Source organism: Streptomyces sp. LBL, assembly GCF_029893585.1.
Taxonomy (GTDB): Bacteria; Actinomycetota; Actinomycetes; order Streptomycetales; family Streptomycetaceae; genus Streptomyces.
On the sequence record NZ_JARXYX010000002.1, the window covers coordinates 269,474 to 282,785 of the forward strand.

Genomic DNA, 13,312 nt, shown 5'->3' on the forward strand with positions numbered 1-13,312 from the left:
CCGTGGATAAGCTCACCCGGCCCGTGTGGACGAGCGGTTTGCGCGGTCAATGAAGGAGGACGACGAGATGCATGTGATCGTGTTGCCGGGAGGCGGCTACGAGGTGCACGCCGAGCACGAGGCCCAGCCGATTGTCGATTGGCTCGAAGGATTGGGCTTGGAGGCGAGCGTCTTCCGGTATCCGCTCAGCACGCGGCATCCAGCGCCGCTCGCGGCACTTCAGACCGAGATCCGGCGCCTACGGGACAGGGGGGCCGACACGATCGGGGTCGTGGGCTTCTCGGCCGGTGGGCACCTCGCGGGCCTGGCAGCCCTCGCTCCGAACGCTGACGAGCAGACATCGGTTCAGTTCGCTGTTCTCGGCTACGCGATCACGTCGATGGAGACCGAGACGTACCGCCCTTCGCAGCTCATTCTGCTGGGTGAGGACGCGTCGCCGGAGCTGCGTCGTTCGACCTCGCTCGACGCGCTGGTCACTCCGTCGGCTCCTCCGTTCTTCCTCTGGCACACGGCGGAGGATTCTTACGTTCCGCCGGAGCACACCTATCGCCTGGCTGCGGCGTTGGCCGCCGACAATGTGCCCCACACGGTGCACGTCTTCCCCCACGGCCCCCACAGCCTGGGCCTTGCCCATGGGGCTGGAGAGGCATCGACATGGACACGCTTCGCCGAGTCATGGATCGGCGAGCAGGCCGATACTCGGACGCCTCACGGAGCTTGATAGCGCCAGCCCATTGCGATGCTGGGGAGTCTGATCGATTCAGCCGGAGTCGACGGAGCACGGCGTCCGCGCTGCTTCTGCGGCGGCTCCCGCCGCATGACGCCGAACGCGCGCCACAAGCAAACGCACAGGAACATTGACACGCAGGCGGCGTCACTCACTAGGCAGAGACCTACCCATGACGACCTATTGGATCTTGTTCTCGAGGCCCATGGCGGCCTCCAGCGGTGGCAAGAAGCAAGAACCGTCCATGCCAAGGGGTCTGTGGGCGGGCTCCTGTGGACGCTCCGCGGCCAGGAGGGAATCCTTGCTGCGGCCGACATGACCGTTGACGTGCAGCAGCAGATCTGAACAGCAACCGGGTGTCTTCCTGGCCGGTTACGCATACGGCAGCGACCAGATTGTTCTCCGTGTCAGGCAAGCCGTCAGGGGTAAGTAACTGTTGTCGTTCCGATCTTGAGCGGTGTCCGTCGAACGGGAGTCTCGATCGGGTGGTCGCGAGGTGTTCGGCGCATACGAGCAGGGCCTCCTGAACACCTCGTTGGTGTCGAATCACCGAGCAACATCAGGAGGCCCTGGTGCCGCAGTGTTCCGTGTCGATGGGCGCGCAGTCCAGTTCCGTCACGCTGGAGTGTGACTGTCTGGCTCACCGGTTCGCAAACGCCGCCGACAACGGGTTTCGGCAGTCGCGTTATCCGACGGACATGACGGACGCGGAGTGGGCGGCGGTGCGGCCGTTGCTACCGGTGCCTGGCTGGATGCGCGGCCGGGGAGGGCAGCCGGAGGCGTACTGCCACCGGGCGATACTCGATGCGATTCGCTACCTGGTCGACAATGGCATCAAGTGGCGGGCGATGCCCGCCGACTTCCCGCCGTGGGACCGGGTGTACGCGTTCTTTCGCCGCTGGCGTGACCACGGCCTGGTCAAGGAGTTCCACGACCGGTTGCGCGCGAGGATCCGCGAGAGGCTGGGGCGGGATGCGGAGCCGTCGGCCGGGGTGATCGACTCGCAGTCCGTCAAAGCGGACGCCGTCGTCGGCTCCGACAGCCGCGGCTTCGACGGCGGCAAGCTGATCAACGGGCTGGAAGCGGAACATCGTCACCGACACCATCGGGCTCCTGCTTGCCGTGTTGGTCACCGCGGCGAGTGTGCAGGACTCCGTCGTCGGCACCAGACTCCTGGACCAGGTCGCGGCCGAACACCCCGGCATCCGCAAGGTGTGGGTCGACGGCGGCCACCGTCAGCACCTCGTCCAGCACGCGGCCACCCTCGGCGTTGACTTGGAAGTCACTCAACGCAAGCCCGGGACCAGGGGATTCGCCCACACGACCCACGGTGGCTGTTCACCCTTCTCATGCGCAGGCTAACGCACCATCAGACGCCGACATTCCAAGGCAACTAGCCCCATTCTGTTAGGAGTTCTAAGGGCTCGCAGAAGAACAACATGTGGGTGGACGGCGCGCTGACCTGGGATGTCAAGCCCAGAAACCCGCAAGTTAATTCTCTGCACGCCCTAAGCCCGCCCCGGCCCACCTGATGGCGGGATCGGCCAAGTTGAGGGCGCGGGCGGAAGAGCCGATGGACAGCCGGCCGAAGCTGAGGCCGCTGTTCATGGTGGCGAGCCGGAGGTCAAGGTGGGCGGCGGGTTCGTCGGGCAGGTCGTCGGCGTCGAGCTTAAGGATGACGTCCTCGGCGAGGCGGACGTGGCGTTCGCCCGTCTCGGAGGCGCCACGCATGGGCACGAACACGCACACCAAGGGGTTGGCGCTGACCATCAACCCGTCCTCGGTGTGGCCGAAGGCGAGCGAGCGGGTCAGGCCACTGCCGTGCATGCGCAGGGGGACAACGATGTTCCCGCGGATGACGAGCTGCTGCCACCAGGCGGCGGAGATGTCCCATGGGTCGCCTCAGCCGGTATCGGCGGCGAGGTCGTAGATTCCGTACGGGATCGCCTTGCCCGGGCCCTGCCGATCCAGGAAGTCGTGCGTCTTCACCTGAACCGGCTCGCCAGTGGGACGCCATTGGCGACGGGCATTCTTGTAGGCGCCGACCGGTTCCTCTTTTGGTGTCGACGTCAATCACGGACTGGCCGCCATCGATGTGGCCGTTGGCCTGCTCGTTGATGTAGAGGAACTGGGTATCACGGTCCGGATACTGCTTGCCTTCCAGGGTTTTGGTGTTGGCCTGCAAGCTGAAGTCCTTCGCCCGCAGAAGGTCACCGACCCCGTCCTCACTGACCTTGTGCCCCTGGTGGGTCAGCTCGCCGGTCAGACTCCTGGTCGACTTGGTCGTCCACCGTAGCGGCGACATCGTATCGCCACGCTCGTCTGGCTCCACCAGGGCCAGTAGCGTCGGGTGTACCCTGGATCGACCTGCGCCGCCTTCTTGCGGCCACCTCTTGGCCGGCGAACCTGCCCAAGAGGCTCGGAACCCGCTTCCAACTCGTCCACACCCTTTGCGGACCGTTGCCTCACATATCTCGGCTACCGCTGATCCAGATGCGGGAAAACACCCCAAACCGCAAAGCGAGTTGATCCCTCGCGTCCCGCGACACGCTCGTACCAGGTCAACGAACCGCACAGCCGGAAGCAACACGTTGATTTTCTGCGAGCCTTAGTCGCCGAGGACCCGCTCCCACAGCAACCCGTCCCGCCAGCTCCCGTCGAGAAAGATCGAGGAGTGCGCGACGCCGTACGGGCTGAACCCGTTGCGGCGCAGCACCCGCTGAGACGGCAGATTCTCCAGATTGGTGGACGCCTCGGCGCGGTGCAAGCCGAGTTGTTCCGTCATCACCCGGAGTACAAGCCCGACGGCGTGCCCGGCGTGCCCTTGGTTCTGGGCAACGCTGGCGATCCAGTAACCGACGGAGCCGCGGCGTAGGTGCGGCTGCGGCAGGATGCCTCCAACGGTGATCTGCCCGATCACCTGGTCGTCGGCGAGCACCACGCCCGGCCAGACCACGCCAGCCCGGTATCCGGCCAGCAGACTATCGATTCGCTCCGCCTGGCCCTCCGGGGTGAAGAAGTCGGCCGGCTGGGCCGGTTCCCACGGCCGGAAAGCCTCGACGTCCCGCACCCGATGCTCGGCGATCGGGGCGGCGTCGGTGGGCTCTATCAGGCGGATCCTGGTGCTGCTGCGCATGGGCTGGTCCCCGTCACGATGTGTCAGATGAGACGGCTAGCCTATGCGAGGGTTTTGTAGCGCCGCACCCTACGCCCGCCGGAAAATCGAGTCGATCGCGCAGCTCGTGTTCTCGCCGAACAAGTCCAGATATCGGGTGTCGAGCTGGTACTGATGCGGGCTATTCCGAAGGAACTCCCGGAGGGTAGCCCGCTTCGCCAGGCTGTCCTCGACCAGTAGGTAGTCACCGGCGGCCAGTCGGGCGTCGAAGAAGTCAAGCACGACTCGGACGTGTGCGTGCGCGTCCTCGATCACCAGCCAGGGCCTGGGCAGGTCGTCGCAGTCAGCGAGTACCTCGCTCAGGTGGCCAACGTCCCCGGTCCGAAAGCTCACCCGGTTGTCCGCGAGGTCCACCGCGGTGCGGTCAATCGAGATGATCACCGGCAGTAGGTCGTGCGCCTCAGCGACGTCGGCCAGCCAGAGGGCGCTCCCACCGCTGCCGGAGCCGAGTTCGATGATCGTGCCCGGGGTCAGCTCGGCGATCAGCATCGGATAGCTGGCCAAGTCGAACACCGTCTTGTACAGCGGCCGACCGGCCCAGGTCAGGTGATCGGTGACGCCCTGGGTGGCGACGAAGTTCCGGACCGGGAACGCCAGGGCCGCGAGCACTTCTCGGTCCGATCGATCGAGGCGCGGCAGCGGATCCCGGAACCGTTCCGCTGTCAACAGCGCGAGGTATTCGGTCAGCTCGTCAGTCCGGCCGGTGCGCCGGGCCTCTGTCACCGCACCCCGGATGTGGTGGTCGTGATAGGTGGAGATGCCGCCCTGCCGCGCGGCCTTCGCGGCTACGAGACGCTCGGCGGTCTCGGCGAGTTCGTTGATTTCATCCATGGGTCAGCAGCCCGGACACGGTGCAGCACAGACCAACCTGGCGTCGATCAGGAGGTCGAGTAGCTCTTGGTCCGCGTCCAGCTCGGTCAGGGTGAAGCTGCCCGTCCGGCCTAGCACAGTGCGACATCGGTCTTCCTGGCCGGGCTCTAGGGCGAGCAGCCGGTCGGCGGTCCGCAACCGAACCCCGTCAACGTGCAGAACCCCCTCCGGATGGGCGTGGAACCGTGCCGCCCGGTCGCCGCCGATCACCGACCACACCGACTGAGCGGGTAGCGGGTCGAATTGCTCCAGCCGCGCATCGACCACCCGGGTCGCCACCGTCGCCGGGTCCAGCTTCGCGATCATGTCGGCGATCTCGACCATCGCCATGGCGATCGTGGCCTCGGTGCGTGCACCGTCACGGAACGCGCCCGGGGGTAGCTCCCGGGCCAGCCCGGGCTCGCGTAGCACCTCGGTCAGCAGTACGCGCAGCACGGCGTCGAGCTTCGTTGCCCATACTGTGAAGGTCAGGTGCAGGCTCGGCTTCGCGCCGCTGCTGCCGGTGTGCCACCAGCCCCTGGGTATCCACAGCACATCACCCTCAGCCAGGGTGATCTCCAAGTCGGCCGGGTCGGTTGCCGGGTCGCGCTGCGGCGCCCATAGCTGCCAGGACTTGCTGCCCGCGACCTGGGTCAGCCAGGCATGGTAGGGATCATGGTGCGCGCCGAAGCCCCGCTCCGTGCGCGGCGTCAGGTAAGCGTTGACGAACACCGGATGCCCGATCTCAGCCGCCAGCCGTCGGCACGTGTCCGCTAGCGGCGGCCAGAACCGCTGCAACCCCTGGAGCACGAGCGTAGCCCCGTCGGTCAGCTCGGCGCCGATACGGACGGGATCGGCGAGCCCCTGGATGGCCTGCGAGGTGTGCCGCTCCGGCCGGGTCAGCTTCTCCATAGGTACCAGTTGATGATCCCTGGCCATCCGGAACGCCGGTGCTTGTAGCCCCTGGTCTTTGAGGATCGTGTCCAGCGCTGACCAGGTCAGGGTGGCCCGCAGCTCGGCGGCAGTGCCCACCCGGTGGTAGGGCGTGGCCGGCCAATCGTCGGCGAACCAGGTCGGGTCGCCGAGCGCGTTAAGGACGTCCATGTCAGTTCTCCTCTTCGAGCACGGCACGCACCGCTTCGAGCGCATCCAACCGCTTGCGATCCCAGGTGTCCCGCCGGTCGTCGGCTAGCTCCGGTTCGAGAAGCTCGACCACACTGGCCGGCAGTCGCTCCTTCCACCGCCGGAGCAGGTAGGAAGGCCGCCGGTCCCGGAAATGCACGCCGTGGGCCACGCGGAGAGCCTGTTGGGCTTCCTCGGCAGACAGTTCCGTTTGGTCCAGCAACCAGCGGACGTTCGCCAGCGGCACGGTCACTGGGGAGTAGTCTTCCGGGTCGAACAGCAGTGCCACGTCGCCGTCCGACTCGATCGCGCCGGACAGGTACTGCTCGTACACCCAGCCGCTGCCCGTCATGCCCAGGGTCCGGCACTCAACGGCTCGGAGGGCGCCCATTGACGAGGCGCCGGCCAGCGGCTGCCCGGCGGCGAGTACCGAGCGGATCTCGGCGATGCTCACCGCGAGGCTCTGGCCGAACTCGCCGTCCAGGATCAGCACCCGGTTGCTGCCGCCGGCGTCGACCACCTCGACCAGGTCAAGTCGGCGCACCGGGGGCCGCAGGTCCAGGTCATGTCCTGTCTTCGCGGCGAGTGCCCGCAGCTTAACCAGGTCGGCGGGTCGCAGGGACGGGCCGGTGAACACGATCGTGCTGGGCCGGGTCATCGTGGGGGCCTCGCCAACCCGGCCCTGACCATCGCGGCGTGCAGTCTCGTGCCGAGCCGGGCCGGGTCGTTGTGATAGTTCTCGATACCGGGCACGATCACCTGGGTTACAGAGAACGGTAGGTCTGGTGGTGCGAGCTCGGCGGCGAACACGAGCTCCAGCCCGGCCAGCCCCAGCCCGTCGAGGACCAGGTCCAGGTCCGCCTCCACCGTGCCGGTGGTGCGGTCTGGCAGCTCGCCGAAGTCCAGTTCGGGCCGGTCGGCGCTCCAGGTGTGCAGCATCTTCCGCATCTCCTCGTAGGAGGCGTGTCGGCGGTGTACCTGGCCGTTGAGGTCCTCGCGAGCGCCGGAGATCACGTTCAGCCGGGACTGCGCGGCCTCCGTGAGTGCCCGGCTGAGCGCCACGGCAGGGTCGGGATGGCAGCCGGCACCGCCGTTGATCAGGAGGCCGTCCTCGGCGTGAGTGTCGTCGGTCGTGACGAAAATGGTCGGCATACCAATCTCGTTGGCGTACCCGAACACCTGCACCCGAATCCCAGCCTGCTCGAATCGGGTGACGAGTGCCTGTGCCTCAGCCGGCAGCGTGGCCGACCTGATCCGGTGGCCGCCCCGCAGCGTCTCGCCGAACGCAGTGCAGTCGTGCTCGATCAGCTCCAGCAGGCCGTGCAGCAGCGCCTCGCGTGGACTGTTGCCCGAGGCGAGGCCGATGGTGTTCGAGGAGAACATCCCGTACTCGTCCGGGAACGGTGTAAACACCGCTAGCGCGGGGATGAGCACCTCGGTGTCGGAGCGCAACTCGCGAGCCGGCCACCAGGACAGCGGCTGCTGCTCGGTCCAGCGGTGGCCGCGCCGGAGGATCAGCCGCCGGGGGTCGAGCGTCGGAAGGCCGGCCGCGACGAGGTCGGCGTAGCTTGCACGTAGCGGCGGTTCGGCGGCCCGGGGCTCGCACCAGGTGCGTTCGATCGCCTCCATCATCGCCGAGACCCGGGCGGCCAGCGGGGTCGTGCCCTTGCCGCTGGTGACCGTGTTGAGGCCGGGCGCTGCGTCGGGACGGCAACTATTGAACACCGGGATGCCAAGCACGTCCAGGTCGGTCACGTCGGCCACCCGGGTGATGCCGCACCGGTCGAGGACGGCGCAGGCAAGTTCCGCGGTCGCCTCCAGGGTGCGGATTCGTAGCGACGTGCCGCTGGCGGTGGTGGCACCTGACGTGGACGGCGGGAGCCAGTGCTCGCGGCATCGGCTGATCCGCTGGGTGAGCGTGGTGGCGGTCGTCATGGGGCCAGCACCTCCGCACAGGCTGCGCGGACCCAGTCGTACCAGGCGGTCACGTTGGCGGCCCGCTCGATGCTGTGGCCCTCGTCCGGAAGCAGCATGAGTCGTACGTCGACCTTCCGGGTGTCCAGGGCCCGGTACATCGCCCGGGTCTCGCCGACCGGCACATGACTGTCCGCGCACCCGTGCGACAGCAGTACGGTCACCCCCGGATCGATGCTGTCCAGCGCGAGGCTTTCCCTACGATACGCCTCGGACCCCTCGACCGGCCCGTACTCCCGCAGCCAGTGCCAGTGCAGGTCGCTGGCGCGGGCGACTGCGGCGAAGTCCGCCCAGCCGGCGTGGCTGGCGACGAGCCGGATCTCCGGCAACCGGGTGGCCAGGGCCAGCGCGAGGTAGCCGCCGAAGCTGCCACCCATCGCAGCGACTCGCTGGGGGTCCAGGCCCGGCCGCCGGAGCGCCGCGTGGACCTGCTCGGCGGCGACCGAGGCCACCTCCGAACTCCATCGACCCCAGCCCCGCTCGACCGTCTCCTGCCCGTACCCCATGGACAGCGGAGGGTCAGGCATTAGCACGGCGTAGCCCTCCGAGACGAACGGCCACGGATTCCACCGCCACGACCAGTCGATCCAGCTCAGCAGGGGACCGCCATGGCACCAGACGAGCACCGGCAGCGGCTCGGCCGGCTCGTCCGTCGGCAGGCACAGCCAGCTGTTCCAGACCGTGCCGTCCTCGGCCCGGTGGCTGAGCCGTTCCATCCGCCCAGCCGGCTTGGCGGCGGCAGCCGGGGTCAGCAGGGTACGCGCGGGGGGGGCATCTAGGTCTACGGCGACCACTTCGGGCGGCAGGTCCACTCGGGACTGTACGACCAGGGCCTCGGCCGCTGTGGCGGTGACAGACTGCACCGAACCGGCCAGCTTGACCGGCTCGGGCCGGTCGTCCTCCGGCGTCACCCGGTACAGCCGCCGTCGGCCGTGGTCCTCACCGACGCAGAGCAGGGTGCGCCCGGACCAGGCCCTCGGCTGGAGCCAGTGCGGGTGTTGGGCGGCGGGCCGCAGCAGCTGGGAGCCGTCCGACGCCACCAGCACCACCTCCTGGCGCGGGCCGATCCCCGGGGTCGCCACCCGCTCCGCCGTGCAGGCAAACCAGGATCCGTCCGGGGCCGGCACAGCGTCCCGGAGGTCGTCGTCCGGCCACACCGCCCGGGCAGCAGTTGGGTCCGCCACAGGGACGAGTAGCAGGCCATGGCGGCGGTGGCCGCCGCGCAGGAAGCGGACCACACCGGCGGCGCATTGGGCACCGTCCGGGGTCAGCGACAACAGCCCGGTGAGTCGTTCGTTGGGCGCCAGCTGAACGTCGAGCGGCTCCGGCAGCCCAGGGTCGAGTGATGTCCGGAACAGGCCGAGCACCTCGCCGGCAGCCTGGTAGCTGGAGTGGGACCAGAGGTCGCCGTCCAGGACAGCGGCAGTTCGGTGCGGATCAGCCTGGTCGGCGGGTACCCAGGCCGCCGCGATGACCACGGAGCCGGCGGCGGCGTAGGACACCACATCGCGGCCAGGGCTCAGGATGAGCTCCGCCTTGGCCTCAGGCCGGTGCCAGCGCAGGCTCCGGCCGGTGCGCGCCTTGGTGTCGGAGAGGAACAGGTAGCCATCGTCAAGGACCGTCACCGCGGAGGCCCCGGCGTAGGCGTGCGCCAGGGTGAGGTCACCGTCGGGCCCCGGTGTGTAGCCGAGCACAAACGGCACCGGATACGGCCGGTCCGGTCGGGTCAGTCTGGCCTCCAGCACCAAGCCATCGTCGAGCCGGTGCGCGACCTCCGCCCGGACCTGGCCGAGCAGGACGTCCAGTCTCATATATGGCCGCCGCGCTGTCGATTTCGCACGGCCTGGTCGACCAGCGCGGCGAGGTCCAGGTCGGACAGTGTCTTGCCCAGTTCCGTGCGCAGCCAGGCGGTCTTTTCCGCCAGCGTGAGGAAGTGGTGGTTGCCGGCGATCTCGGTGGCCCCGGGGCTGTCGAGGAACTCGGCGACTATCAGGTCGGCCAGCTCCCGGCTGGTGGGCTGTTCGATGGTCACGGCGAGGTGGAATGATCCGCCCGGGCCTGCCTCGGAGTGGTGCTCCTGGCCGCCGGGAAGATACAGAACGTCGCCAGGAACGAGAGTGATCGCCGGGCCGGGCGGCAGCGTCCAGCACGACTCGCCGTCGAGCTGGAAGTGCAGCACGTGCTGCTCGGCGGTGTGCTCCGAAGAGGCGGTCGCGCCGGGCGGGCTGAGGAAGATCACCGAGTTTGCGCCGCCCCGTAGGTCCGCGCGCAACGCGTCGAGCACGCCCCGGATACCGACGTGCCAGTGTTCGGGCTGGTTGAGGGTAATCACCCGACCCGCCGCGTACTTCGCGCGCACCGCCGCTGGATCCGCGTATGCGGGCAATGCCCGGCCTAGCACCTCGCGAGTCATTGTGATGCCCTGCGCGGTCGCGCCGCCACCGGTCTCCCGGAGCATGCTGAAGTACGGCGCGACCAACAGTCCGCACTCGACCATCTCCCAGGCGGCGGCCTCCGGCAGCAAGCGTGGCCCGGCCTCGTACCGGAAGACCTCCGGCCGCCGTGCCCATACCTCGGCGACGAAGGCGTCGACCTCGCCGACGATGTCGGCCAGCAGCGTCGTTGTCATCGGACCGTCCTGTTCCGCATTCGGTCGACCGCCGTGCTGACCAGGGCATCCGGGTCGGCCGAGTTCAGGTGGCCCAGCAGCGCCTTCGCCACAGCCGCCGCCCGGCCCTCCAAGGGCAGAGCCGGGTCGAGCCTCGGTTGGCCGAAGGTTGCCATCAACGACCCAGCCAGGTCCCGCGGCGTCGGCTCGGTGATGGTGAAGGTCAGATGCAGAGAGGTGCCGCCCCGCGCGGTGGCCACGTGGGGAAAGCCGTGCGGCAGGTAAAGCACATCGCCAGGCTCCATCACGAAGGTGTGCGAGCGGCTGTCAACGTCCACGTTCAACCCTGGCCGCGAATCGATCTGGTCGGGGGCGTCGTAGATCGTCCACTCCTTGGCCCCGGCGAGCTGGAGCGCCAGCACATGTGAGCCGTCCCGGTGCGGGAGCATCCCGGTGTTGTCACAGGGGGTGTAAAACACGTACGCCTTGAGTTCGGCGGCGATCCGGGCCTCGAGCGCGCGCATCAAGGTACGAATCGGCAGGTGCCAGTCCTCGAGCTGGCTAAACTTCATGGTGGCGCCTGCGGCGAGGTGCGCCCGCACCTTCTCCGGATCCGCGAACGATCCGACCCGCTGGCCGAGCACGTTCCGGGACCGGGTGAAATCACCGATCGCGGGCTGGTTGCCCTCGCGGAACAGGGTGAAGTACGGCCAACGTAGTAGGCCGGCGTCGAGCTGGGCCTGGATAGTGTCCTCGTCGATCAGGCCGTCCGACGAAGCCGCCTTGGGGAACAGACCGTGCTTCTTGTTCCAATACGCGCCCAGCAGATCCACGTCGTCGAGCAGTCGGACCAGCGGATGTTCATTACCCACAGCCGTCCCTCTTGGTCGAATCCGGACCAACTCCGGGAGCGCCGGAGCGCCCCCAGAATCGGCTCACCGAAGGCCCGTACTACTTAAGCCTCGTTGATGTTCTCGATCACCATCGGGCGGGAGTGGTCCGAGAGCTCCTCGATCTCGGCGCTGGCCTCCGCGATGAGTAGCTCAGCCTCGGTGGCCCGGAGCTTGTCGTCAAAAGACATTCCGACTCCTTCTGGTTTGAGACAGTCCGGCGCAATCACGACGAACGAAGATCACATTATGTCGATCTGGATCTGCTCGATAGGGCGAAAGCAGGCCAACTACCCTAAGTAGCCGAGGAATTCAGCTATGGTCCGCCGCAATCCAGCCGCACCAAGACCATGTGCGATCGCGTGCTGTCGTGGAGTGCCGTAGTGTCGCAGTTCGCTCAGTCCCACGCCGAGAGACAGAGTCCGATGTGCCCGGTCGGGTAGGGCCCGGGCGACCTCGGCGGTCGAAGTGCCCGCGAGGTAGGGCTCGACGAGCACGACGTTGGCCTCCGCCTGGTTGGCCACTGCGGCCCGCAGGGCTGACGCGTCGAATGGCCGGATGGTCGCCGCATATAGCACGGTAACGTCCAGCGGTCCGACCGCCGCCAGCACGGCGTCGGCCATCGGCCCGACAGCGATCACGGTGCCCCGACCGCCCTCGCGCAGCACTCGGAACCCGTTTCCGTCCAACTCGTAGGCACTCCCGTTGACCTGGTTGGACAATCGGATGTAGACCAGCCCGTCGGCCACCGCCGCCCGGCGGAGCTGGACTTCCGCCTCGTCGGGATGACCCGGCACGTGGATCGTCCAATCGGGCAGGGTGGCCAGCAGTGCCACGTCTCCGGGAGACTGATGGGTCCGGCCACCACTGGCGATGTCGTAGGATCCGCCAGCGCTGACCAGCACCGCGCCCACGTCCTGGTGGTTCAGGTCAAGTTTGATCTGCTCGAATGGCCGCTCAACGAGGAACGGCGCGAAGCTGTGCGCGATGGGCCGCAGCCCGGCCAGGGCCAGCCCGCCGGACACACTGATCAGCAGCTGTTCGCGGATGCCCAGGTTGATCACCCGATCCGGATACTCGCCGGCGGCCCGGCCGAACATCTTCGCGCTCAGGTCGGCTGTTACCAGCGCGAGGTTCTCATGTTTGGCGAGCAGCTCAGTCGTGACCTCGACGAACCGCTCCCGCATCTGCCCGGCCATGGCTCCTCCTCGGTTGTGTGGTCAGTGGCTGGGGCTGTGCTCGACCTTGGCAACCACCACGGCGGGGCGGCCGGGATGCGGGGCTGTGAACGCGGCCTCGAGTTCGGTGTGGTTGCGCCCGTTGACCCGCGCCGTCGCCCAGCCCTCCGCGGCGAACCGAGTCTCCAGGCCGCCAGGCCAGCCCTGGGTCGCGTTGTCGTTGTCGATCACGATGACATTGAGCTGATCGAGACGGCTCCGGCCGGCGTAGGCGATCGCCTCGTGGTTGGAGCCCTCGTCGAGTTCGCCGTCGCCGAGCAATACCCACAGCCGGGTCGAGGTCAGCCCGCGGGCCCGCAGGCCGAGCGCGGTGCCGACCGCCAATGGCAGTCCGTGGCCGAGCGAACCGCTGGAGATCTCCACCCCCGGCACGAGCAACCGGTCCGGGTGGTGGCCAAGCGGCGAGTGATAAGTGCCGAACCGGTCAAACTCCGCAGGATCAAGGAAGCCCTTCGCAGCCAGCACCGTGTAGTACGCCATCGGACCGTGCCCCTTCGACAGGTAGAACCGGTCCCGGTCGGCCGCCAGTTCAGGCCCGACCCGCAGCACCCTGTCGTAGAGCACCCAGAGCACGTCCAGGGTGGACGACGCCGCCTCGGCATGCTTCTCATCCCCGGTCATCGAGGCCATCAAGCGGTACAGGTCGTCGTAGCCCAGCCCGGTCATCGCGCCACCCACTTCCCCAACTCCGGTTAGAGGCGCGAAGATACACGATCGGCGATCTTCGCC

14 protein-coding genes and 2 pseudogenes are annotated in these 13,312 nt (G+C 67.9%); 3 read left to right on the forward strand and 13 right to left on the reverse strand.

What is annotated here, in order from left to right:
- Positions 1-49: 49 nt before the first annotated feature.
- The 3 genes and pseudogenes from M2271_RS03535 (at position 50) to M2271_RS03545 (ending at position 2,089) form a co-directional block, all read left to right on the forward strand.
- A complete protein-coding gene (locus M2271_RS03535) occupies positions 50-721 on the forward strand; it encodes an alpha/beta hydrolase (RefSeq protein WP_280885573.1) in 672 nt (223 codons plus the stop codon).
- 758 nt (positions 722-1,479) lie between these two features.
- Positions 1,480-1,599: pseudogene (locus tag M2271_RS03540) on the forward strand (transposase); the annotation flags it as partial.
- 250 nt (positions 1,600-1,849) lie between these two features.
- On the forward strand, positions 1,850-2,089 hold the full coding sequence (locus M2271_RS03545) for a hypothetical protein (protein ID WP_280885574.1): 240 nt from the start codon (positions 1,850-1,852) through the stop codon (positions 2,087-2,089).
- 129 nt (positions 2,090-2,218) lie between these two features.
- Here the strand turns inward: M2271_RS03545 and M2271_RS03550 are convergent, their stop codons facing one another.
- The 13 genes and pseudogenes from M2271_RS03550 to M2271_RS03610 all read right to left on the reverse strand — a co-directional run bounded on the left by M2271_RS03550 (position 2,219) and on the right by M2271_RS03610 (position 13,249).
- Positions 2,219-2,554 (reverse strand): hypothetical protein, encoded by a 336-nt coding sequence (locus tag M2271_RS03550; RefSeq protein ID WP_280885575.1) that lies wholly within the window; start codon positions 2,552-2,554, stop codon positions 2,219-2,221.
- A gap of 78 nt (positions 2,555-2,632) precedes the next feature.
- Positions 2,633-3,276 (reverse strand): annotated as a pseudogene (locus tag M2271_RS03555) (ISAzo13 family transposase); the annotation flags it as partial.
- Between the two features lie 59 nt (positions 3,277-3,335).
- On the reverse strand, positions 3,336-3,863 hold the full coding sequence (locus M2271_RS03560; protein ID WP_280885576.1) for a GNAT family protein: 528 nt from the start codon (positions 3,861-3,863) through the stop codon (positions 3,336-3,338).
- A gap of 69 nt (positions 3,864-3,932) precedes the next feature.
- Positions 3,933-4,733, reverse strand: a complete 801-nt coding sequence (locus tag M2271_RS03565) for a CmcI family methyltransferase (RefSeq protein ID WP_280885577.1) — start codon at positions 4,731-4,733, stop codon at positions 3,933-3,935.
- Between the two features lie 3 nt (positions 4,734-4,736).
- Positions 4,737-5,855, reverse strand: a complete 1,119-nt coding sequence (locus tag M2271_RS03570) for a cupin domain-containing protein (RefSeq protein ID WP_280885578.1) — start codon at positions 5,853-5,855, stop codon at positions 4,737-4,739.
- A 1-nt stretch (position 5,856) separates the two neighbouring features.
- Complete coding sequence (locus tag M2271_RS03575) at positions 5,857-6,531, reverse strand: TfuA-like protein (RefSeq protein WP_280885579.1); 675 nt, start codon at positions 6,529-6,531, stop codon at positions 5,857-5,859.
- Positions 6,528-7,808, reverse strand: a complete 1,281-nt coding sequence (locus M2271_RS03580) for a YcaO-like family protein (protein ID WP_280885580.1) — start codon at positions 7,806-7,808, stop codon at positions 6,528-6,530. The genes M2271_RS03575 and M2271_RS03580 overlap by 4 nt, the downstream gene beginning before the upstream one ends.
- Entirely contained in the window at positions 7,805-9,658 is a 1,854-nt protein-coding gene (locus M2271_RS03585) for an alpha/beta fold hydrolase (RefSeq protein ID WP_280885581.1), read from the reverse strand. The genes M2271_RS03580 and M2271_RS03585 overlap by 4 nt, the downstream gene beginning before the upstream one ends.
- On the reverse strand, positions 9,655-10,476 hold the full coding sequence (locus tag M2271_RS03590) for a cupin domain-containing protein (protein WP_280885582.1): 822 nt from the start codon (positions 10,474-10,476) through the stop codon (positions 9,655-9,657). The genes M2271_RS03585 and M2271_RS03590 overlap by 4 nt, the downstream gene beginning before the upstream one ends.
- Complete coding sequence (locus tag M2271_RS03595) at positions 10,473-11,288, reverse strand: cupin domain-containing protein (protein ID WP_280885583.1); 816 nt, start codon at positions 11,286-11,288, stop codon at positions 10,473-10,475. The genes M2271_RS03590 and M2271_RS03595 overlap by 4 nt, the downstream gene beginning before the upstream one ends.
- Before the next feature lie 122 nt (positions 11,289-11,410).
- Positions 11,411-11,536 carry a hypothetical protein gene (locus tag M2271_RS03600; RefSeq protein ID WP_280885584.1) on the reverse strand — a complete coding sequence of 42 codons (126 nt, stop codon included), beginning with the start codon at positions 11,534-11,536 and terminating at the stop codon, positions 11,411-11,413.
- Between the two features lie 99 nt (positions 11,537-11,635).
- Positions 11,636-12,544: a transketolase gene (locus M2271_RS03605; RefSeq protein WP_280885585.1), complete on the reverse strand. Its 909-nt coding sequence runs from the start codon at positions 12,542-12,544 to the stop codon at positions 11,636-11,638.
- 21 nt (positions 12,545-12,565) lie between these two features.
- Positions 12,566-13,249, reverse strand: coding sequence for a transketolase (locus M2271_RS03610; protein ID WP_280885586.1), 684 nt, complete (start codon positions 13,247-13,249; stop codon positions 12,566-12,568).
- Between the last annotated feature and the right edge of the window lie 63 nt (positions 13,250-13,312).